The organism is Amycolatopsis acidicola (genome assembly GCF_007713735.2).
In the GTDB taxonomy this organism is placed as follows: domain Bacteria; phylum Actinomycetota; class Actinomycetes; order Mycobacteriales; family Pseudonocardiaceae; genus Amycolatopsis_E; species Amycolatopsis_E acidicola.
Map to the genome: position 1 here is coordinate 1 of NZ_VMNW02000099.1, position 22,200 is coordinate 22,200.

The 22,200-nt window shown below is 68.5% G+C and carries 19 protein-coding genes; 1 reads left to right on the forward strand and 18 read right to left on the reverse strand.

Going from position 1 to position 22,200, the window contains the following annotated elements:
* Positions 1-276: 276 nt before the first annotated feature.
* From nuoN to FPZ12_RS38665, 16 genes are all read right to left on the reverse strand, one after another.
* Complete coding sequence (gene nuoN / locus FPZ12_RS38590; protein ID WP_424923691.1) at positions 277-1,842, reverse strand: NADH-quinone oxidoreductase subunit NuoN; 1,566 nt, start codon at positions 1,840-1,842, stop codon at positions 277-279.
* Positions 1,842-3,398 (reverse strand): NADH-quinone oxidoreductase subunit M, encoded by a 1,557-nt coding sequence (locus FPZ12_RS38595; protein WP_144754904.1) that lies wholly within the window; start codon positions 3,396-3,398, stop codon positions 1,842-1,844. The genes nuoN and FPZ12_RS38595 overlap by 1 nt, the downstream gene beginning before the upstream one ends.
* Complete coding sequence (nuoL, locus tag FPZ12_RS38600) at positions 3,395-5,290, reverse strand: NADH-quinone oxidoreductase subunit L (protein ID WP_144754900.1); 1,896 nt, start codon at positions 5,288-5,290, stop codon at positions 3,395-3,397. Before nuoL ends, FPZ12_RS38595 begins: the two co-directional genes overlap by 4 nt.
* A 67-nt stretch (positions 5,291-5,357) precedes the next feature.
* Positions 5,358-5,657: an NADH-quinone oxidoreductase subunit NuoK gene (gene nuoK / locus FPZ12_RS38605; protein ID WP_144754897.1), complete on the reverse strand. Its 300-nt coding sequence runs from the start codon at positions 5,655-5,657 to the stop codon at positions 5,358-5,360.
* Positions 5,654-6,469 (reverse strand): NADH-quinone oxidoreductase subunit J, encoded by an 816-nt coding sequence (locus tag FPZ12_RS38610; protein WP_144754894.1) that lies wholly within the window; start codon positions 6,467-6,469, stop codon positions 5,654-5,656. Before FPZ12_RS38610 ends, nuoK begins: the two co-directional genes overlap by 4 nt.
* A gap of 532 nt (positions 6,470-7,001) precedes the next feature.
* Positions 7,002-7,568 (reverse strand): NADH-quinone oxidoreductase subunit NuoI, encoded by a 567-nt coding sequence (gene nuoI / locus FPZ12_RS38615; protein ID WP_144754891.1) that lies wholly within the window; start codon positions 7,566-7,568, stop codon positions 7,002-7,004.
* Entirely contained in the window at positions 7,555-8,880 is a 1,326-nt protein-coding gene (gene nuoH / locus FPZ12_RS38620) for an NADH-quinone oxidoreductase subunit NuoH (protein WP_144754888.1), read from the reverse strand. The genes nuoI and nuoH overlap by 14 nt, the downstream gene beginning before the upstream one ends.
* Positions 8,880-11,342, reverse strand: coding sequence for an NADH-quinone oxidoreductase subunit G (locus FPZ12_RS38625; protein WP_144754885.1), 2,463 nt, complete (start codon positions 11,340-11,342; stop codon positions 8,880-8,882). Before FPZ12_RS38625 ends, nuoH begins: the two co-directional genes overlap by 1 nt.
* Positions 11,339-12,619: an NADH-quinone oxidoreductase subunit NuoF gene (gene nuoF / locus FPZ12_RS38630; protein WP_144754882.1), complete on the reverse strand. Its 1,281-nt coding sequence runs from the start codon at positions 12,617-12,619 to the stop codon at positions 11,339-11,341. Before nuoF ends, FPZ12_RS38625 begins: the two co-directional genes overlap by 4 nt.
* On the reverse strand, positions 12,616-13,464 hold the full coding sequence (gene nuoE, locus FPZ12_RS38635; protein WP_144754879.1) for an NADH-quinone oxidoreductase subunit NuoE: 849 nt from the start codon (positions 13,462-13,464) through the stop codon (positions 12,616-12,618). Before nuoE ends, nuoF begins: the two co-directional genes overlap by 4 nt.
* A complete protein-coding gene (locus FPZ12_RS38640) occupies positions 13,461-14,774 on the reverse strand; it encodes an NADH-quinone oxidoreductase subunit D (protein WP_144754876.1) in 1,314 nt (437 codons plus the stop codon). Before FPZ12_RS38640 ends, nuoE begins: the two co-directional genes overlap by 4 nt.
* 34 nt (positions 14,775-14,808) lie before the next feature.
* Positions 14,809-15,561, reverse strand: coding sequence for an NADH-quinone oxidoreductase subunit C (locus tag FPZ12_RS38645; protein WP_144754873.1), 753 nt, complete (start codon positions 15,559-15,561; stop codon positions 14,809-14,811).
* A 7-nt stretch (positions 15,562-15,568) separates the two neighbouring features.
* Positions 15,569-16,111, reverse strand: a complete 543-nt coding sequence (locus tag FPZ12_RS38650) for a NuoB/complex I 20 kDa subunit family protein (protein ID WP_144754870.1) — start codon at positions 16,109-16,111, stop codon at positions 15,569-15,571.
* Positions 16,112-16,115: 4 nt separating this feature from the next.
* Positions 16,116-16,472 carry an NADH-quinone oxidoreductase subunit A gene (locus tag FPZ12_RS38655; protein ID WP_144754920.1) on the reverse strand — a complete coding sequence of 119 codons (357 nt, stop codon included), beginning with the start codon at positions 16,470-16,472 and terminating at the stop codon, positions 16,116-16,118.
* Between the two features lie 300 nt (positions 16,473-16,772).
* Complete coding sequence (locus FPZ12_RS38660; protein WP_144754867.1) at positions 16,773-18,041, reverse strand: geranylgeranyl reductase family protein; 1,269 nt, start codon at positions 18,039-18,041, stop codon at positions 16,773-16,775.
* A gap of 4 nt (positions 18,042-18,045) precedes the next feature.
* Positions 18,046-18,741 (reverse strand): demethylmenaquinone methyltransferase, encoded by a 696-nt coding sequence (locus FPZ12_RS38665; RefSeq protein WP_144754864.1) that lies wholly within the window; start codon positions 18,739-18,741, stop codon positions 18,046-18,048.
* Positions 18,742-18,877: 136 nt separating this feature from the next.
* Between FPZ12_RS38665 and FPZ12_RS38670 the strand changes: the two genes are divergently transcribed.
* Positions 18,878-19,807, forward strand: coding sequence for a glycoside hydrolase family 43 protein (locus FPZ12_RS38670; protein WP_144754861.1), 930 nt, complete (start codon positions 18,878-18,880; stop codon positions 19,805-19,807).
* 50 nt (positions 19,808-19,857) lie between these two features.
* Here FPZ12_RS38670 and FPZ12_RS38675 read toward each other — a convergent pair whose 3' ends face one another.
* Together FPZ12_RS38675 and FPZ12_RS38680 are read right to left on the reverse strand one after the other, a co-directional pair.
* Positions 19,858-20,964, reverse strand: a complete 1,107-nt coding sequence (locus tag FPZ12_RS38675) for a glycosyltransferase (protein WP_144754858.1) — start codon at positions 20,962-20,964, stop codon at positions 19,858-19,860.
* Between the two features lie 4 nt (positions 20,965-20,968).
* Positions 20,969-22,090 carry a glycosyltransferase family 4 protein gene (locus FPZ12_RS38680; protein WP_208026158.1) on the reverse strand — a complete coding sequence of 374 codons (1,122 nt, stop codon included), beginning with the start codon at positions 22,088-22,090 and terminating at the stop codon, positions 20,969-20,971.
* Between the last annotated feature and the right edge of the window lie 110 nt (positions 22,091-22,200).

Sequence of the window (22,200 nt, forward strand, 5' to 3'; positions counted from 1 at the left end):
ACCCCAGCGGTACCAACCACTCGATCACCCACCCCAGCAACCCCCGAACTTGTCCACACCACCCCACTTGTCCACAGGCACCCCATTTCCCCCTGGCCCGCCACCCATCACCCCGGCAGACTGGCCACCATGAACGAAATCACCAAACGCAATCGCCGAGCGGCGAACAATCAGATCCGTGCGGCGTTCCAGCAAGTCAGGCAACATGGCTTGGCGAGGCGGCACGTGCAAAAGCTGCGCCACCTCGCCCAAAGAAGCCCTGTGCCGATATCCCCGTCAGAAAGCGAAGGACCCCGCGCCGGCCCAGTCGAGCGCGAACGATGGCGCCACGCCGAGCAGCAGCGTGATCAGCACCCCGAGCGTGATCGCGGTCGTGGTGAACGCACCTGGCACGGTCACGGTCGGCCCGTCGGGCGCCGGCTGCGAGAAGTACATCAGCACAACCACACGCAGGTAGAAGAACGCCGCCACAGCGCTGAACACCAGCGCGATCACCACGAGCGGCGCCATTCCGTCGCGCAACGCGGCGGAGAACACCACGAACTTCCCGACGAAACCGCTCGTCAGCGGAATGCCCGCGAGCGCGAGCAAAAGGAAGGTGAACACCCCCGCCAGCACCGGAGACCGTTTGGCCAACCCGGCCCAGGCCGAGAGATGCGTGGCCTCACCGGAGGAATCGCGCACGAGCGTGACAACCCCGAAGGCCGCCAGCGTGGTGAACCCGTAGGCCAGCAGGTAAAACAGCGTGCCCGAGAGCCCCTGGTCCGTCATCGCGATGGTGCCTACGAGCAGGAAGCCGGCGTGCGCGATCGAGGAGTAGGCGATCATCCGCTTCACGTCGGTCTGCGTCAGCCCGAGTACGGCACCGATCACCATCGAGACGATGGCCACGGCCCAGAGCACGCCGCGCCATTCCCAGCTCGTCGATTCGAACCCGACGGTCAGCACCCGCAGGATTCCGCCGAAAGCGGCCACCTTCGTGCAGGCCGCCATGAAGGCGGTCACCGGCGTCGGCGCGCCCTGGTACACGTCCGGGGTCCAGGTGTGGAACGGCCCGACGGAGCCCTTGAACAGCAGCCCGACCATCAGCAGGCCCATCCCGATGAACAGCAACGCGTCCGAGCGGTCCGAGCCCGCGGCGGCGTGCGCGATGTCGGCCAGCTTCACCGAGTTCGCGTAGCCGTAGAGCAGCGCCACCCCGTAAAGGAAGAAGGCGGAAGAGAAAGCACCGAGCAGGAAGTACTTCACGGCCGATTCCTGCGAAAGCAGGCGGCGGCGTCGCGCGAGCCCGCACATCAGGTAGAGCGGCAGGCTCAGCACTTCCAGCGCGATGAACATGGTCAGCAGGTCGTTGGCCGCGCAGAAGGTCATCATGCCGCCGAGCGCGAACAGCGTCAGCGGGAAGACCTCGGTCTGCATCCCGGTGGACCCCACCTGCGCCCGGTCCTGGAACGTGCCGGGCCTGATGGATGCCTGCGCGACGAAGGCGCCTCCCGGCTCCACGGATCGGTCCGCGATCAGCAGCACCGCGCCGAGGGCGAGCGCGAGCAGCGTGCCCCAGAGGAACAGCGCGGGTTTGTCCACGGAGATCGCCCCGAGGAACGTGGTCACCCCGGCCTTCGGCGACTTGGTCACGTAGACCACGAGCGAGATTCCGGCGGCCACCACGGCCAGCAGGCTCAGCACGACCTGCGCGGGCCACCGCATGTGCTTGGGCAGGAAAGCCTCGAACAGCACGCTGAGGCAACCCGCGCCGAGCACGATCAGCACCGGCAGTACGGCCGCGTACTCGATCTGCGGCGTCGCGATCAGCCCTTGCCCTTGCTGGGCCACAACCTGGATCACTTCGCCTGTCCTCCCTGGATGGCCGAAAGGGTGGCGTCCACGGACGGTCCCACCGTGTCCAGCACGGGTTTCGGATAGAACCCGAGTCCGATGATCAGCACGACCATCGGGACCAGGATCGCCAGCTCCTTACCGCCGAGATCCTTGATGGTCTTGCGCGCGCCGAGCTCCGGCGCGATGGCCGTGCCCGGTCCTCCCCCGGCGCCGACCAACGCGTTGCCGCGCACGGGCCCGGTCATGAGCCGCTGGTACAGCCAGAGCACGTAGGCGGCGGCCAGCACCATGCCCAAGGTCGCCAGCGTCGCGTACACCGGCTCGGTGTCAAAGGAGCCCAGCAGCACAAGGAATTCACTCACGAAGGAGTTGGTCCCCGGCAAGGACAAAGTGGACAGTCCCGCGACGAGCAGCATCCCGCCCAGCAGAGGAGTCACCTTGTACATCCCGCCGTAGTCGGAGATCCGCGTGGAACCGCCGCGCGCGATCACCAGCCCCAGCATCACGATCAGCATCCCGGTCGCGAGGCTGTGGTTGAGCATGTACGTCACCGAGCCGACGGTCGACTGCTGGGTGAAAGCGAAGATGCCCAGCGCGATGAAGCCGAAGTGCGCGATGGACACGTAGGCGACGAAGCGCTTCATGTCCTGCTGCCCGGCGGCGAGGATCGAGCCGTAGAGCACGCCGATCACGGCGAGCACGAGCACCAGCGGCGCGAGTTTCTTGCTGGCTTCGGGGAACATCGGCAGGCAGTAGCGCAGGAACCCGAAGGTGCCCACCTTGTCCAGCACACCGACGATCAGCACCGCCACGCCGATCGGCGCCTCACTGGCCGCGTCCGGCAGCCAGGTGTGGAACGGCACCAGCGGGGCCTTGATGGCGAAAGCGAGGAAGAAACCGAGGAACAGCCAGATCTGGGTGCTGGTGGGCGCGTCCCGCACCACCGTCACGAGGGTGGCCCAGTCGAACGTGCCGTTGCCCAGCTTGTCCGCGGCGAGCGAGTACGCGCCGATCGCCGAGGCCAGCATGATCAGCCCGCCGAGGAAGGAGTACAGGAAGAACTTGACCGCCGCGTACTGCCGGTTCGCGCCGCCATAGCCGCCGATGAGGAAGTACATCGGGATCAGCATGATCTCGAACAGCACGTAGAACAGGAACACGTCGGTCGCGGCGAACACCGCGATGGTCAGCGCCTGCTGCACGAGGATCAGCGCGAGGTACCCGCCGGCGCTGCGGCCTTCCGGCAGCTTGTCGGCGGTGCCCAGCGCACCGATCACGATGGGCACCAGGAAGGTGATCACCGCGATCATGATCAGCGCGATGCCGTCCACCCCGAAGGACAGGTGCACGCCGAAGCTCGGGATCCAGTCCATCGTCGTGGTCTGCTGCAGGCGTGCGCCGCTCGGGTGGTAGCTCGCCCAGGTCGGGATGATCAGCAGGAACTCGAGGATCGAGAAGGCGAGCGCGACGGTCATCGCCGTGCGGTCGTTCTTCCGCAGTCCACAAAGGACCAGTGCGCCGACCAGCGGCAGCAGGATGAGGGCCAGTACCCAGGTCATGAGAACCTCACCAACAACAGGGCCGCGACCAGTACGAACGAACCGGCCAGCATCGAAAGCGCGTACGAACGGACGAAACCTGTCTGCAGCCTGCGTAGTCGCCCGGATCCGCCGCCCAGTGCGGCGGCGAGGCCGTTGACGGCACCGTCGACGCCGCGGCTGTCCAGGTAGACCGAGAACCGGGTCAGCCACATACCCGGGGTGGCCACCAGCGTCTCGTTGAGTGCGTTGCCGTAGAGGTCCTTGCGGGCCGCGCGCACCACGGGCGAGACGTTCTGCGGCCGCTCCACCGGCGTGTCCCGGCGGCCGACCACGAGCCACGCGACGAGCACACCCAATGCGGAAAGGAGGATGGTCAGCCACGGGATCAACCCGCTCGGCAGCACGCTGTGCTCCGACTCGGCGAGCTCACCCAGCGACGGGGTGAGCCAGTCGGAAAGCCTGTCGCCGAGCGCGAAGAACGCGCCGGCGCCGACGGAGCCGATCGCCAGGATGATCATCGGCACGGTCATCGTGGACGACGACTCGTGCGGGTGGAAGTCCCGGCCGTCGGTGGACTTGATGTCCTTCCAGCGTTCCTTGCCGAAGAAGGTCATCAGCACCAGGCGCGTCATGTAGAACGCGGTCAGCGCCGCGCCCAGCATCGCGGCGAGCCCGAACACCCAGCCGCGCCAGCCTTCCTGGCCGAACGCGGCCTCGATGATGGCGTCCTTGGAGAAGTAGCCCGACAGGAAGGGGAAACCGATGAGCGCGAGGTAACCGAGCCCGAACGTGACGAACGTGATCGGCATCCGCTTGTACAGCCCGCCGAACTTGCGCATGTCCACTTCGTCGTTCATGGCGTGCATCACCGAACCGGCACCGAGGAAGAGCCCGGCCTTGAAGAAGCCGTGCGTCAGCAGGTGCATGATGCCCAGCGCGTAGCCGAACGGCCCGAGCCCGACGGCCAGCATCATGTAGCCGATCTGACTCACCGTCGAATAGGCGAGCACCTTCTTGATGTCGTCGTAGGCGCAGCCGATGACGCATCCGATCAGCAGCGTCACGGCGCCGACCAGGGTGACGATGAGCCTGCCGCTCTCGGTCTCGTTGAAGATCGGGTTCGACCGGGCCACCAGGTACACCCCGGCCGTCACCATCGTCGCGGCGTGGATCAGGGCCGACACCGGCGTCGGGCCTTCCATCGCGTCGGGAAGCCAGGCCTGCAACGGGAACTGGCCGGACTTACCGCAGGCGCCGAGCAGCAGCAGGATGGCGATGGCGGTGATCACCCCGGCCGGTGCGTGCCCGATGTTCGCGAACACCCCGGCGTAGCTGGCCGTGCCGAGGTACTTGAACATCAGGAAGATCGCGAGCGCCAGGCCGACGTCGCCGACCCGGTTCATCAGGAAGGCCTTCTTCGCCGCCGTGGCGGCCGACGGCCGGTCGGTGTACCAGCCGATGAGCAGGTACGACGCGAGGCCGACGCCCTCCCACCCGAGGTAGAGGGTGATGAAGTTGTTGCCCAGCACCAGAACCAGCATGGAGGCCACGAACAGGTTCAGGTACCCGAAGAAGCGGCGCCGGTTGGCGTCCTCGGCCATGTAGCCGACCGAGTAGATGTGGATCAGCGAGCCGACCCCGGTGATCAGCAGGACGAACACCAGGGACAGCGCGTCGATCCGGAACCCGAAGTCCACCGAGAGGTTCCCGACCGGGAACCACGAGTAGAGCTTCGTGTCGGTGGGCTTGCCGTCGCTGCCGAAGAACAACACCAAGCCGTAGACGAAGGAGGCGATGACGGTCGCGCAGCCCAGCAGATGGCCCCAAGCGTCGGTGCGCTTCCCGCCTGCCAGCAGGATCAGCGCGCCCAGTGCCGGGAACGCGACCAGCAGCCACGATGATGCGATCACTTAGATCCTTTCTGCGGCGCGCAGCGCCTCCGCCCCGGGGGTGGAGGCAGGCCGGCGGTGGAGCCTTTCAGTACTTGAGCAGGTTGGTGTCGTCGACCGAGGCCGAACGGCGGGTCTTGAAGATCGCCATGATGATCGCCAGCCCGACCACGACCTCCGCGGCGGCGACGACCATCACGAAGAAGGCCATCACCTGGCCGTCGAGCGAGCCGTTGATGCGGGCGAACGTGACCAGGGACAGGTTGACCGCGTTGAGCATGAGCTCGATGCACATGAACACGACGATCGCGTTGCGCCGCACCAGTACGCCGACCGCGCCGATCGAGAACAGGAGGGCAGAGAGCAACAGGTAGTAGGTCGGGGTCATTCCGTCGGTCCCTTCAGCGCGTGCGCGTCCGGATGGGGTTCGTTGCCCTCGACGGCCTTCCGTTCGGCCTCGAGCTTGGCCGTCGGCGTGGACTCGATGATCGCGGAGAGCGATTCCTCCGCCACCGTGCCGTCGGGCAGCAGCGCCGGGGTCATCACCGAATGGGAGGTCGCGAAGACACCGGGGCCGGGCTTGGGCGAGATGCGCTCGTACTCGCCGCGGAACCGGGCCTCGACGAGCTCCTTCTGCGAACGGCGGCCGCGCTTTTCGTTGAACGCCAGCACCATCGCGCCCAGCGCCGCGGTGATCAGCAACGCCGAGGTGAGCTCGAACGAGAACAGGTAGTCGGTGAAGATCAGCTTGCCGAGCCCGCCGGCGCCGCCGTTGGGCGGGGTGGCCGGTGGGACGTTGTTGAGCGCCCGGACCAGCGCGGTGGCGATCAGCCCGGCGATGCCGATGCCGAGGACGCCCGCCCAAAGCCGTTGTCCCCGCAGGACTTCGACCACCGAATCGGAGCTTTCGCGCCCGACCAGCATCAGCACGAACAGGAACAGCATCATGATCGCGCCGGTGTAGACGATGATCTGGGTGAAGCCGAGGAACGGGGCCTGCTGCACCATGTACAGCACGCCGAGGGAGAACATCGTCATCGCCAGGAACAGCGCCGAATGCACCGCGCTGCGGGCGAAGATCAGGCCGAGCGCGCCGAGTAGCGCGACCGGTCCGAGGATCCAGAACGCGACGGCCTCCCCGACCGACGTGCTCTGGTCCACCGCCTGCGCGAGGACGAGAGTGCTCGTTGCGCCGATCATGCGACCACCTCCACAGTGGACACTGCCGCGGGCGATACCGACCCCACGCCAGCGCCGCAAACCACGCCGACGCCAGTCAGACGCGCCGCACCAACGCCAAGCGCGCCAGCACGAGCGCCCGTCATACGGGATGCGCCAGCCTCAGCCACACGAAGCGCGCGACCGCCAGCCGCACCAGCACCAGCGGCACGAGCCGCGCCACCGGCCGCACGTGTCACGTGAACGCCAGCCGCGTGATCGGCTGCGCGTGCCGCGCGAACTCCAGCCGCGCCAACGGCCTCCATGCGAACCACGCCAGCGCCAGCTGCATCTGCGCCAACCCCGCTCACTCGAACCGCGCCAACGCCACCTGCGCGAGCGCCGGTCACGCGAACACCAGCCGCACGAACGCGAGCCGCGCGTGGGCCCGGGGCGGTCGGGGCGGCCACAGCAACAGAGCCCACCGCAACAGAGCCCCCGGCAGCAGAGCCCACCGCAACAGAGCCCACCGCACCGGAGCCCGCAGTGCCGGAACCCACAGAGCCAGAGCCGGTCATGAGATCACCTGCTCGTGTGTGGTCTCGACCGTCTCCCCGGCCGGGACGCCGCGGCCGCGGGCGAGTTCGGGGCCGTTGACGTAGTAGTCCTGCTCATCTTCGCCGAGGCGCATCGGGTGGGGCGGCTGCTCCATGCCGGGCAGCAACGGCGCGAGCAGGTCTTCCTTGGTGTAGATGAGCCGCTGCCGGTCGTCGTCGGCGATTTCGTAGAAGTTGATCATCGTGAGGGAGCGGGTGGGGCAGGCCTCGATGCACAGGCCGCAGCCGATGCAGCGCAGGTAGTTGATCTGGTAGTCCGCGCCATAACGCTCGCCGGGCGAGTACCGCGCCTCTTCGGTGTTGTTGCCACCTTCGACGAAGATCGCGTCCGCCGGGCAGGCCCACGCGCACAACTCACACCCGACGCACTTTTCCAGCCCGTCCGGATGCCGGTTCAGCTGGTGCCGCCCGTGATACCGCGGCGCGGCCGGGGCACCGGCCTCCGGGTACTCCTCCGTGGCCACCTTCTTGAACATCATCGAGAAGGTGACCCCGAAACCCTTGAGAGGATCAAACATTCCCATCGGAACTCCCAACCTGGGCGGGTTCACCGGAAGCCTTCACCCGGCGCTGGCTCTTCCTCTTCACGGCGTTGCGATCCGGCACCTGCGGCACCTGCAAATTCGCCGGGGGCAACGGATAACCGCCGCCGGTGATCGGGACGCCCTCGTCCTCCGGCGGCCGCCGGTCCGGCAGCAGCAACGCCAGCGCCACCACGATCACCACCACGATCGCGCCACCGATCAGCCACTGCGCCGTCGACACGCCACCACTGGTCTTCAGCGCGCGGATCGCCGTCACGATCACGATCCACACCAGGTTCGCCGGCACCAGCACCTTCCAGCCCAGCTTCATGAACTGGTCGTACCGGAACCGCGGCAGCGTGCCGCGCAGCCAGATGAACCCGAACAACAACGCGAACAGCTTGACGCCGAACCAGATGATCGGCAGCCAGCCCTTGTTCAGCGGCGAGTCCAGCCCCACGAACGGGAACATCCAGCCACCGAGGAACAACGTCGTGCAGAACGCCGAGACGATCACCATGTTCACGTACTCGGCGAGGAAGAACATCGCGAACTTCATCGACGAGTACTCGGTGTGGAACCCGCCCACCAACTCCGACTCCGCCTCCGGCAGGTCGAACGGCGCGCGGTTGGTCTCACCGACCATAGAGACCAGATAAATCAGGAAACTGGGCAGCAGCAGGTAGAAGTACCAGCCGCTGGACTGCGCCTGCACGATGTCGCCGGTCGACAACGACTTCGCGTAGAGCACCACCGCGACGATCGACAGGCCCATCGCGATCTCGTACGAGATCACCTGCGCCGCGGACCGGAGCCCGCCCAGCAGCGGGTACGGCGAGCCTGAGGACCAGCCGGCGAGCACGATCCCGTACACCCCGACCGACGAGCAGGCGAGGATCACCAGCACACCGACCGGCAGATCCACCAGCTGCAGCACGGTCTGCTCACCGAAGATCGAGACCTGCGGCCCGAACGGGATCGCCGCCAGCGCGATCAGCGACGGCACCACCCCGATCACCGGCGCGAGGAAGTACACCTTGCGGTCGGCGGTGTCCGGGATGATCTGCTCTTTGAACGGGAGCTTCAGCGCGTCCGCCAGCGACTGCAGGTACCCACCGGGGCCGACCCGGTTGGGCCCCGGCCGGTTCTGCATCCGGCCGACGGCCTTGCGCTCCCACACGATCAGGAAGATCGTCAGGATCGGCCCGATCAGCAGGATGACCACGGCCTTGAGCAGGATCAGCCACCAGGGATCATCGGCCAGCAGCTCGGCACGGGTCAGCTGTTCCGGCGCCTGCGCCAGCAGTCCCATCACTGCGCACCTCCGCGGATCGACACCACAGATCCATGTCCGGCACCGAGCGTGGCCCGCACGGTGGAACCCTCGGAATTCGTGGGCAGCCAGACCACGCCCTCGGGCAGGTCGGCCACCTCGACCGGAAGCGTGATCTCACCGTGCGCGGTGGAAACCGTCACGGTCTCGCCCAGCCGCCTCGCCGCTTCCGCCGAAACCCGCGCGACCACCCTGCGGGCCGTGCCCGCCAGGTGCGGCTCCTCGACCTGCAGGGAGCCCTTGTCCAGCAGCTGCCGCCAGGTGGCCAGCCGGGCTTCGCCCTCGGCCAGCGGTTTCGCGGCCACCTTGGTGGCCGGCGCGGTGAACCCGCGCGGCGCGACAGAACCGAGCCGGGCGAAGTCCCCGTACGCCGCGGCCGAAGTCTGCGTGAACAGGTCCGCGTCCATCTCGACGGCGAGGGTGTCCAGCACCCGGCAGTCCGGCAGCGCCCCGGTGTTCTCGAGCGTGATGTCGAACTCCCGGCGGCGGCCTTCCCAGTTCAGGTAGCTGCCCGCCTTCTCGACGTCCGGGGCGATCGGCAGGATCACGTCCGCACGCTCGGTGACCTCGCTCGGCCGCAGCTCCAGGCTCACCACGAAGTCCGCCGACTCCAGCGCCCGCCGCGCGAGATCCGGGTCCGGCAGGTCGTTCGGGTCGACCCCGCCGACCACGAGGCCGCTCAGCGAACCGTCCGCGGCCGCCGCCAGCATCCCGCTGGTGTCCCGGCCCGGCTTCTCGGAAATCGTTACGCCCCAAGCAGCTCCGACCTCGCCGCGGTCGTCCGCGCTGGACACCGCCCGGCCGCCGGGCAGCAGCGTCGGCGCCGCGCCCGCCTCGAGCGCTCCGCGGTCACCGGCCCGGCGAGGGATCCACGCCACCTTCGCGCCGGTTCGCGCCGAAAGCTTGTCGACGGCCGCGAACAGGCCCGGCACCTCGGCCGCCCGCTCGCCGACCAGGATCACCGCGCCGTCTTCGCCCAGTGCGGAGTGCAGGTCCGGCGCGTGGTCCCCGAGCGCGTCGAGCGCGGCGGGCTCGGTGCCCGGCGTGCACGCGAGGAGCTCGCCCGAGGTCTTGCGCACCGAGGAAGTGGTCCACTGTCCCAAGTGGACGATCTTGGTGCCGTGCTTCCGCGCCGCCTTGCGCAGGCGCAGGAAGACGATCGGCGCCTCCTCCTCCGGCTCGAAGGCCACGGTCAGCACCGTCGGCGCCTTCTCCAGCGCTGCGAACGTCACGCCGTTCTCCGGCCCGGTGCCGACGACGCGCCCGGCGAGGAAAGCCAGCTCCTCGTCCGAATGCGGCCGCGACCGGAAGTCGATGTCGTTGGTGCGCAAGGCAACCCGCGCGAACTTCGCGTACGCGTACGCGTCCTCCAGCGTGAGCCGCCCGCCTGCGAGCACCCCGACGCCGTGCGAGTCACGCGCCCGCGTCAAGCCCTCAGCCGCCGCGCGCAGCGCCTCCGTCCACGAGGCTTCTTCCAGCGCACCCGAAGAGTTCCGCACCATCGGGCGCCGGATCCTGTCCTCGGCCGCCGCGTACCGGAACGCGAAGCGGCCCTTGTCGCAGAGCCACTCCTCGTTGACCTCGGGGTCGTTGCCCGCGAGCTTGCGCATCACCTTGCCGCGCCGGAAATCCGTGCGCTCCGCGCAGCCCGACGAGCAGTGCTCGCACACGCTCGGCGAGGACACCAGGTCGAACGGCCGCGACCGGAACCGGTACTGGGCCGAGGTCAGCGCGCCCACCGGGCAGATCTGGATCGTGTTGCCGGAGAAGTACGACTGGAACGGTTCGCCCGAGGTGGTCCTGGACGCCAGGTCCAGCACGTCCGCCGTCTCCGACGTGCCGATCTGCTGGTGCGCGCCGCGCTCGAGCAGATCGATGAACGGGTCACCGGCGATCTGCGCGGAGAACCGGGTGCAGCGCTGGCACAGCACGCACCGCTCGCGGTCCAGCAGCACCTGCGCCGAGATCGGCAGCGGCTTCGGGAAGGTCCGCTTCTTGTCGACGAACCGCGACTCCGCCCTGCCATGCGCCATCGCCTGGTTCTGCAGTGGGCATTCGCCGCCCTTGTCGCAGATCGGGCAGTCCAGCGGGTGGTTGATCAGCAGCAGCTCCATCACGCCCTGCTGCGCCTTGTCCGCCACCGCCGACGTCAGCTGCGTCTTGACGACCATCCCGTCGGCGACCGTCATGGTGCAGGAGGCCTGCGGTTTCGGCATCGGCCGCCCGCCCATCTCCACCTCGACGAGGCACTGGCGGCAGGCGCCCGCCGGGTCGAGCAGCGGGTGGTCGCAGAACCGCGGGATCACCGTGCCGAGCCGTTCGGCGGTGCGGATCAGCAGCTCACCCTTGGGCGCGATGACCTCTTCGCCGTCGATCGTGAGCTTGACGTGCCCCTCCGGGACCGGGGTCTCCGTCTTCGGCTCTTCTGGCGCCATCGTCATGCCTGTGCTCCCACCAACTCGCGCTTGTTGCTCTCGCACAGGGCGAGGAACTCGTCGCGGAAGTACTTGATGCCACTGGTGATCGGGCTGACCGCGCCGTCGCCGAGCGCGCAGAACGAGCGGCCGAGGATGTTGTCGCAGACGTCGAGCAGGGTGTCGATGTCGGACTCCGTGCCGCGCCCGTCGACCATCCGCTCCAGGATCTGCGCCAGCCAGTACGTGCCCTCACGGCACGGCGTGCACTTGCCGCACGACTCGTGCTCGTAGAACTGGGTCCACTTCATCACGGCCCACGGCACGGACACCGTCTCGTTGAACACCTGCACCGCCGTGGTGCCCAGCATCGAACCGGCCTCGGCCGCGCCCTCGAAGTCGAGCGGGATGTCCAGGTGCTCGGCGGTGAACATCGGCGTGGACGAACCGCCAGGGGTCCAGAACTTCAGCGGGATGCCGTCCTTCATGCCGCCGCACAGTTCGAGCAGCTCGCGCAGCGTGGTGCCGAGCGGGGCCTCGTACTGGCCGGGCATCTCGACGTGCCCGGAGATCGAGTAGATCTTCGGGCCCGGCGACTTTTCGCGTCCCATCTTGCGGAACCAGTCCGAGCCCGCGTTCACGATGTACGGCGCGCTCGCGATGGTCTCGACGTTGTTCACCGTGGTCGGCGCGGCATACAGACCGGCTGCGGCGGGGAACGGCGGCTTGAGCCGCGGCTGGCCACGCCGTCCTTCGAGGGAGTCCAGCAGCGCCGTCTCCTCGCCGCAGATGTACGCACCCGCGCCGGCGTGGACGGTGATCTCCAGGTCGAACCCGGAGCCGAGGATGTTCTTGCCGAGGTAACCCGCGTCGTACGCCTCGCGCACCGCCGCATTCAGCCGGCGGATGCAGTGCAGCGCCTCGCCGCGCACGTAGATGAAGCAGTGGTGCGAACGCATCGCGTACGAGGCGATGACGCAGCCCTCGATCAGCGAGTGCGGGTCCGCCATCATCAGCGGGATGTCCTTGCAGGTTCCCGGTTCGCCCTCGTCCGCGTTGATCACGAGGTAGTGCGGCTTGTCCTCGTTCGGCGGCATGAACGACCACTTCACCCCGGCCGGGAACCCGGCGCCGCCGCGGCCGCGCAGGCCCGCGTCCTTGATCAGCTGGACGAGCTGCTCCGGCGTGCCCGCCAGCGCCTTCCGGATGGCGGTGTAGCCCTCGAGCTGTTCGTAGGTCGACAGCCGCCAGGAATCGGGCGAGAGCCAGCGCTTGGTGAGTACCGGCGTCAGTGGGTCTGTCATTTCTTCTCCACCTCCGGCAGCGGGACATCCTCCATCACGGGGGCCGTCCAGCCGCGGTCCGCGGCGATCCGGGCCCCGCGCAGGGTTTCCACCGCCTGCGACGGACCGTCCACATGGGACCGGTACGTTTCCTCGTCCTCCGGGAAGAACCCGGCGAGCTGCAGCTCCGCGCCCTTGAAGTCGGTCAGCGGCGCACCTCGCGTCGGCGCCGGCTTTTCCCCGCGGCGCAAGGCTTCCACGAGTTCCACCGCCGACTGCTCGGACTGCTTGTCGTAGTACTCGTAGTTCACCTGCAGCACCGGCGCGAGGTCGCAGGCCGCGAGGCATTCCGCGTGTTCCAGCGTGATCGAGCCCGGCGTGCCCGGCTCCCCCGACGTCTCCTCGTGGCCTGCCCCGAGGTGCTCGCTCAGCTTCTTGTAGATCGCGTCACCGCCGAGCGCCGCGCACAACGTGTTCGTGCAGACGCTCACCAGGTGCTCACCGCACGGGCGCCGCTTGTACATCGTGTAGAACGTGGCGACCGCGCTGACCTCGGCTTCGGACAGCTCCAGCTGCCTGGCGCAGAACGCGATGCCCTCCTGGCTCACGTACCCCTGCACCGACTGCACGAGGTGCAGCATCGGCAGCAGCGCCGAACGCGACTGCGGATACCGGCCGATCAGGTTCCGTGCCTTCGCCTCGGTGTCCGCGTCGAAGATCTCCGCGGCCGGCGCGTCCTCCAGAATCCCTTGCGCCACAGCGGGATCCGGCGCGATCGCGACCACGTCGGTGTCCGCGCCCGCCGCCGCGTGCGTGGTCCGCGCGGCGTGACCCCCTGGCTCCGGGACCGCCGTCGAGTCGGTCATCGGTCCACCCCTCCCATCACCGGGTCGATCGAGGCGACGGCGGCGATCACGTCGGCCACCAGCCCGCCCTCGGACATCGCGGGCATCGACTGCAGGTTCACGAAACTGGGCTCACGGACGTGCACCCGCATCGGCCGCGTGCCGCCGTCGGACACGACGTGGAAGCCCAGCTCCCCGCGCGGCGACTCGACCGGCGCGTACACCTGGCCTGCCGGCACCTTGAAGCCCTCGGTCACCAGCTTGAAGTGGTGGATGAGGGATTCCATCGACTGGCCCATGATCTTGCGGACGTGCTCGAGCGAGTTGCCCATCCCGTCGCTGGAGATCGACAGCTGCGCGGGCCACGCGACCTTCTTGTCCTCCACCATGACCGGGCCCGGCTCCGCGAGCCGTTTCACGGCCTGCTTGATGATCCGCAGCGACTGGTGCATCTCCTCGACGCGGCACAGGTACCGCGACCAGCAGTCCGCGCCGGTCGCGGTGGGGATGTCGAACTCGAACTCGTCGTAGGAGGAGTACGGCTCGACCTTGCGCAGATCCCACGGCAGCCCGGCCGAACGCAGCACCGGCCCGGTGACGCCGAGCGCGAGGCACGCGTCCACCGGCAGGTAGCCGATGCCCTTGAGCCGGTTCCGCCAGATCGGCTGGCCGGTGAAGAGCTTGTCGTACAAGGGAAGGCGCTCGTCCATCACCTTGACGAACTCGTTGATCTTGGTGAGCCCGTCCGACGGCAGATCCTGCGCGACCCCGCCGGGACGGATGAACGCGTGGTTCATCCGCAGCCCAGTGAGGAACTCCAGCAGGTGCAGCACCTCTTCGCGCTCGCGGAACCCGAGCGTCATCGCGGTGGTCGCGCCGAGCTCCATCCCGCCCGTGGCGATGTACACCATGTGCGAGCCGATCCGGTTGATCTCGCACAGCAGCACGCGGATCAGCTGGGCGCGCTTGGGCACCTCGATCTGCAGCAGCTTCTCGACCGCCATGCAGTAGCCGAGCTCGTTGAACAGCGGGGACAGGTAGTCCATCCGCGTCACGAAGGTGACGCCCTGGGTCCAGGTGCGGTACTCGGTGTTCTTCTCGATCCCGGTGTGCAGGTAGCCGATCACCGACCGGAGCTGGGTGACCGTTTCGCCCTCCAGCTCCAGCACGAGCCGGAGCACGCCGTGCGTCGACGGGTGCTGCGGGCCCATGTTGATGACCATGCGCTCGTCGTGCTCGGCATCGGAGAGCACGTCGTCCCAGTCGCCACCGCTGACGTTGTAGACGCGCCCCTCGGTGGTATCCCGAGATTCCGCGTATTCGGTGGTCATTGCGCCTCCAGCGGGGAAGAGTGCTTGGGCGATGTCATGAGTACGACCTCCGCTGATCGGGCGGTGGGATCTCCGCGCCCTTGTACTCCACCGGAATCCCGCCGAGCGGGTAGTCCTTGCGCTGCGGGAAACCGTCCCAGTCGTCCGGCATCAGGATCCGCGTCAGCGCGGGATGGCCGTCGTAGACGATGCCGAACATGTCGTAGGCCTCCCGCTCCTGCCAGTCGGCCGTCGGGTAGACCTCGACCACCGACGGCAGGTGCGGGTCTTCGACGTCGAGGGTGACCTCGAGCCGGATGCGCCTGCGGTAGGTCATGGAAGTCAGGTGGTACACCGAATGCAGCCGCTGCGGCACGTCCGGCCCGTAGTCCACTCCGGACACCGAGCTGCACAGTTCGAAGCGCAGCCCCGCGTCGTCGCGGAGGATCCGGCACACCTGCACCAGATGCTCCTTGTCGATGTACAGCGTGATCTCGCCGCGGTCGACGGTGATCTGCTGCACGGTCTCCGCCGGCAGGCCGTTTTCGCTCAGCGCGGCGAAGAACTGGTCGGCGAACTCGTCGAACCAGCCGCCGTAGGGCCGTTCCGCCGGGGGCGCGGTGTACGCCGGCAGCCGCAGGCCGCCGTAGCCGGAGGTGTCGCCGCTGTCCTGCACGCCGAACATGCCCTTGCGCGCGCGGCCCGCGACGACCGGCTCCGCCGGGCGGGGGCCGCTCGGCTCCAGCCCGCCTTCCGGCCGCTCGGCGCTGGACTGCTCGCCGCCGGGTTCGGGTTTCTCTTGCACCATCAGCGGATCACTTCTTCGCGTACTTGATCGACGAGGGGACCAGTTCCGTGCGCTGCCCCGCCCGGAGCGCGGCCCGGCGCGGGCCCATCGGCTCGTCCTGGATCTTGGCGTGCAGCTTGAGAATCGCGTCGAGCAGCATCTCCGGCCGCGGCGGGCAGCCGGGCAGGTACATGTCGACCGGCACGATGTGGTCGACGCCCTGCACCACCGCGTAGTTGTTGAACATGCCGCCCGAGGACGCGCACACGCCCATCGCCAGCACCCAGCGCGGCTCGGCCATCTGGTCGTAGATCTGGCGGAGCACCGGCGCCATCTTCTGGGTCACCCTGCCCGCGACGATCATCAGGTCCGCCTGCCGCGGCGTCGCGCTGAACCGCTCCATGCCGAAACGCGCGATGTCGTAGCGGGACCCGCCGGTGGTCATCATCTCGATGGCACAGCAGGCGAGCCCGAAAGTGGCGGGCCACAAGGAGTTCTTGCGCGCCCAGTTGACCAGGCCCTCGAGGCTGGCCAGCAGGATTCCGTTGGGGAGCTTTTCTTCCAGACCCATTGCCCTAGTTCCAATCCAGTCCGCCGCGGCGCCAGACGTAGGCGTAGGCGAACCCGACGGTGGCGATGAACAGCACGATCTCCACGAGGCCGAACAGGCCGAGCGAATCCGCGGACACCGCGAACGGGTAGAGGAACACCATCTCGATGTCGAACAGGATGAACAGCATCGCGGTGATGTAGTAGGCGACCGGCATCCGGCCGCCGCCGACCAGTGGCTGCGGCGAGGGTTCGATCCCGCATTCGTAGGCCTGCAGCTTGGCCTTGTTGTACCGGCTCGGCCCGACCAGCGGCCCGAGCAGCACGGACCCGACCGCGAAGGCCGCGGCGAGCACGAACAACAGGACCAATGGCACATACATCGCCGGGCTGGCCGAGGCGCTCTGCGCTACCGACACGTGTCCCACTCCTTCCGCCACACCGCGGGGCTTGTGAATTTGTTCACAAGCTTGCCGTCGAAGTTGTGAAGCGGTTCACAAAGCATGGGGGCAGTGTAGGACGTGCCTCACATTGTTGTCGCGGGGTCCTTCCGGTAAGGCAGACCTAACCTCGAACGGACGCCGAAAAGGCCCGCACGCGCGGGACCTGGGACAAACGGATCAAGATCGACCACGGTGTCCGTTTGTACGGAGGGTCAATGTGACGTAACCCACGCGAGATGATCACGCACTGGGGGTGAGACGCGCCGCCAAAGCGATCATCCGGTCGACCGAGTCGCCGCCCTTGGCGTCGTAGCAACCCGAAAGACCCTTATAGATCAAGGGAATCAGGGGGTTGACACGGAGCCCGTACTTGGTCGCGACCCGCATGACCCTCGGGTGCCCGATGGCCTTCGCGAACAGGTTGCCGAGCCGGTAGTACCCGCCCATGAGCTCCTTCAGTGCCACTGGGTAACCGGCCAGCGCCCGTTCGCGGGACGACCCTTCGGGCCGCGCGAGCGCCTGCACGACGAACTCCGAGGCGAGCTGCGCGGACTCCATCGCCGAGGAGATGCCCTCGCCGTTGAACGGGCTCACCATGCCGCCGGCGTCGCCGAGCAGGAGCAGGCCGTCGCGGTAGTGCGGGGTGCGGTTGAAACCCATCGGCAGCCCGGCGCCGCCGATCCGGCCGACCGCGTTTTCCTCGCGGTAGCCCCATTCCTCGGGCGTCGAGTCGAGCCACGAGCGCAGCAGCGCGCGGTAGTCGGTGTTGCGGAAGGCCTTCGACGTGGACAGCATGCCGAGCCCGATGTTCACCGTGCCGTCGCCGAGCGGGAACGCCCAGCCGTACCCGGGCAGCAGCTTCGGCTCGCGCGGATCCGAGCGGTCCCACAGTTCCAGGTGGCCCTCGATGAACGGGTCGTCGTGGCGAGGACTCTTGTAGTAGCGCCGTACGGCCACGCCCATCGGCCGCTTGTCGTCGGTGTCGATGCCGACCGAGCGGGCCAGTTTCGCGTTGACGCCGTCGCACGCGAGCACGAGCGGCGCGTAGTAGCTGACCGGCGTCTTGTCCGGGCCGGTCTTCGCCTCGACGCCGATCACGCGCCCGGTGCGCTCGTCGGTGATCGCGCCGGTGACCGTGGTGCGCTCCTGCAGCCGCGCGCCCGCCTTGACCGCCGTTTTCGCCAGCAGATCGTCGAAGTCGTGGCGGGTGCGGGAAACCCCGTACGGCGGGAAGCTCGTCAAGTCCGGCCAGTCGAGCTCGAGCGTCAGCTCGCCGGTGAGGATGCGCAGGCCACGGCTGTGCACCCAGCCCGCCTCGGTGCTCGTGTCGATGCCGAGGTCGATCAACTGCTTGACGCCGCGCGGAGTGAGCCCGTCACCGCACACCTTCTCGCGCGGGAACACGGTCTTCTCCAGCAGCAGCACGTCCACCCCGGCGCGCGCCAGGTACGTGGCGGCGGTCGACCCCGCCGGGCCGGCACCGACGACGATCACCTGGGCATCAGTCATGACTTCAGTCTAGAGGTGGCTTGATCGCGCGATGGATGGCGACGACGCCGAACGTGAGGTTCAACCATTCCACGCTGCGCCAGCCCGCCGAAGCGATGATCTCGGCGAGGCGGCGTTGCTCCGGCCACGCGGCCATCGACTCGGCGAGATAGGCGTAGGCCTCGGGGTTGGTCGACGTGAACCGGCCGAGCAGGGTCATCGCGCGCAGCAGGAACTTGCGGTAGAGGAACCTGATCGGCGGGAACGGCGGGGTCGACGCCTCCAGGATCACCAGCCTGCCGCCCGGGCGCACCACGCGCAGGATCTCCTCCAGCGCGGCCTTCGTGTCGACGAAGTTGCGGATGCCGAAGCTGATCGTCGCCGCGTCGAAGGTGTTGTCGGGGAAGGGCAGGTGCAGCGCGTCGGCCGCCACCATCGGCACCCCGCGGTGCTTTCCGCTGCGGAGCATGCCGATCGAGAAGTCGGCGGCGAGGCACCAGGCACCGCTGCGCGCGTACTCACTGGTCGACACACCCGTCCCGGCGGCGAGGTCGAGCACCTTCTCCCCTCGGCGCGCGTCGAGCACCCGCGCGGTGGTGGTTCGCCAGCGGCGGTCGAACCCGAAGGTCATGAAGGAGTTGGCGCGGTCGTAACCGGCCGCGACGCCGTCGAACATGGCGGCGACCTCGTGCGGGTCCTTGTCGAGGTCTGCTCGGGACATACCTAGAACTTAAACGCCTCGTGTCTTCACTCCCAGAGCGACCTGCCGCGCGTCGGCGCTCGCGGTGTGTAACCGGCGCCGGGAGTGGCTATGTGAGTGCCGGGAACCCCGACCCCGACTTCGGTTGAGAGAAGCCATGACGAAGAGATCACTCCGTGCACTGACGACGCTCGCCGCCGCGCTGCTCTCCGTGGCCGGCACCCCCGCCGAGGCCGCGACGGCGCCGAAGGTGTTGATCAACCAGGACTTCCCCGATCCCGGCGTAGTAGCCGGCGACGCGGGCTACTACGCGTTTTCCACGGCAGGCTCGTCCGGGCGGGTCCAGCTGGCGCAGTCGAACGGAAGCGACGGCGGGTGGTCCATGCACGGAGACGCGCTCACCGGCCCGCCTTCGTGGGCGAGCTCGTCCGGCGAGTACTGGGCGCCCGACGTTTCGCGGAGCCCCGACGGGAGCTACCTGATGTACCTCTCCGCGCACACCGCTTCGACCGGGCAGATGTGCCTCGGCACCGCGACGAGCCGCACGCCCGGTGGCCCGTTCCAGCCGGACAGCCCGGCGCCGTTGGTGTGCGTGGGCGCCGACCGCTCCGACATCGACCCCCAGTCCTTTATGGACACGAACGGAAAGCGCTATCTGCTCTACAAGAGCGACGCCGACCCCGACACGATCTGGTTGCAGGAGGTCACGCCCGACGGGCACGGCCTGCGCGGCGACCGAGTGCCGTTGATCCAGGCCGACCGGCCGGAGGAACACGGCGTGGTCGAGGCGCCTTCCTTGGTGCGCAACGGTTCGCAGTACGTGCTGTGCTACTCGGGCGACTACTTCAAGAGCAGCGGCTACCACACCGGATACGCCACCGCGTCGAACATCGGTGGCCCGTACACGAAATCCGCGACCCCGTTGCTGACCACCGAGAGTCTCGGCGGCGCCGTCGACGGCCCTGGCGGCGCGGATGTGGTCGGCGGGCACATCTTCTTCCACGGCTGGCTGGACAAGGACCACAACGCCCGCGGGATGTACTCACTGCCGATCCGGTTCAGCGACGGCAAACCCGTGGTCGGCTGAAAGCCTTGCCGCGCAGGAAGGTGCGGTCACGGTCAGGTGGTCAGCCGCGGTCAGCCCTGCATGGCGGACAGCATCCCGCGAACCGAGGCCGGCCAGGTGAATTCCTCGGCCCTCGCGCGGGCCGCCGCTCGCCGGATGTCCTCCGGGCTTTCCAGCAGTCCGCTCACGGCGGACGCGAAGGCGAGCGGCAGGTCCGCGACGGCCGCGCCACAACCGGGGCGCACGATTTCCCGCAGCGCGGAGGATTCCGAGACCACCACGGGAGTTCCGGAAGCCAGTGCTTCCAACGCCGCCAGCCCGAACGTCTCGTGTGGACCGGGCGCCAGCGAGATGTCCGCGCTCGCCAGCAACCGCGCGACGTCCGTCCGGTTCGACAGATAACCGAGGAACGTCACCGGCAGTCCACGCGCCCGGCGTTCCAGCGCGCGGCGGCGTGGGCCGTCGCCGGCGATCACGAGCCGGACGTTGCCCCCGGATTCGGTCAGCTCGGCGATCGTGTCCACGCTTCGTTCCACATGTTTCTCCGGCGACAAACGTCCACAGTGGACTATCAGCGCGTCGGCGCCGGTGGCGAGCGAGTGCCGCCAGCCGTCGTCGCGCATACGCGGCGCGAACGCGGCCAGATCCACCCCCAGCGGGACCTGCTGCACGTTCGGCGCGCTGATGCGGTCGAACTCCTCGCGCGCGAACAGCGTTGTGCAGACGACCTTGTCGTAGTGCCCGGCCATCCGGCGGTTGGCCAGATCCGCCGTGCGCCGGGCGAGCGGGCGGGGCACCAGGAACTGCTCCAGCAGCCGGTCGAGCCGTTCGTGCGAAATGACCATGCTGGGCACGTCGTGCCGCCGCGCCCAGGTGCCCATGCCGCGCAGGGTCAACCGGTCCGACACCTCCAGCCGGTCGGGGCGCAGCACCCGCAGCAGCGTGCGAACCCGGTACGGGTCGACCGCGCGGTAGCCGCCGGTGCCCGGAATTCTGGGCGCGGGCAAGGAAAACCGGCGAACGCCGCTGGGTAGTTCCTCCTCCGCGTACCGGGTGCCGGGCACGACGAGGGTCACCTCGTGGCCGCTCGCGACGTAACCGGCGCCGAGATGGTGCAACGCGGTGCGCAGCCCGCCGGACTTCGGGCCGTAGAAGTTGGCGAGCTGGACGATGTGCATCGACTCAGGCCGCGCGGGCCGCGCGGCCCGTCACAGCCTCGTAGTGCCCGACGAGTTCGTCGCACACCGCGGGCCACGTCCGGCCCAGCACCACCTTGCGTGCCTTCTGACCGAGGCGGGCGCGCAACGCCGGATCGCGCAACGCATCCACCTTGGCGACGAGTTCCGCTTCGAACCCGGCGCGGTCCGCCGGCAGTAGATAGCCGGTTCGCCCTGGCAGGACAAGGTCACGCGGGCCACCGGCGTCGGGCGCCAGCACCGGGAGCCCGGACGCCATCGCTTCTTGCACCGCTTGGCAGAACGTCTCGTACGGACCCGTGTGGACGAAGACGTCGAGGCTCGCGTACGCCGTCGAAAGCTCCTGGCCGTATCGCGCGCCGAGGAAAGCCGCGCCGGGCATACGTTCGCGAAGCAGGTCGATTTCGGGCCCGTCGCCGACGATCACCGGGCGGACTCCTTCGAGCGCGCCAAGGGCGACGAGCCGATCGACCTCTTTCTCCGGCGCCAGCCTGCCCACGAACCCGACGAGCAACTCGCCGTTCGGCGCCAGCTCGGCGCGCAGCCCCGGGTCGGCGTGCTCCGGGGAGAACTTCTGGATGTCCACGCCCCGGCCCCACCGGTACACCCGCGGAATCCCGTGCTCCCGCAGCTCCCCCGCCGAATGCGACGACGGGGCGAGCGTGCGGTCCGCGCGGGAATGCAGGCGGCGCAACCACCGCCAGGCGGCGCGGGCGCCGAGGCGAAGTCCGTACGCGGTGGCGAATCCCGCGATGTCGGTCTGGTAGACGGCGATGGTCGGGATCCGCAGCCGCCGCGCCGCCGCGAGCCCGCGGGCACCGACCACGAACGGCGACGCGAGGTGCACGACGTCCGGGGCGAACGCGGTCATCGCGGTCAGCACCGTTCTGGTGGGCAGCCCGATCGGCAGCGAATTGACCACGGGCAGGTCGACCGCCGGGATGCGGATCACGGGCGCCCCGCGATACTCGGCCGGTCCGGTCAGCCCGGGGGCGATGACGATCACCTCGTGGGCACGCTCCCGCAGGTGCTCCACAACCCGGAGCACGGAGTTGGTCACGCCGTTCACCTGCGGGAGGAAGCTCTCGGTGACGATGGCGACTCGCACGAGGCCCAAGGTGACACCCCGTCCGGTTCGTCCGGGGAAGCCCCCGTAACCAGTTCGCGAACGCTGCCGGAACTCTTCGAAGCTCGCCGCGCGTGGGGTCCGGGGGTTAC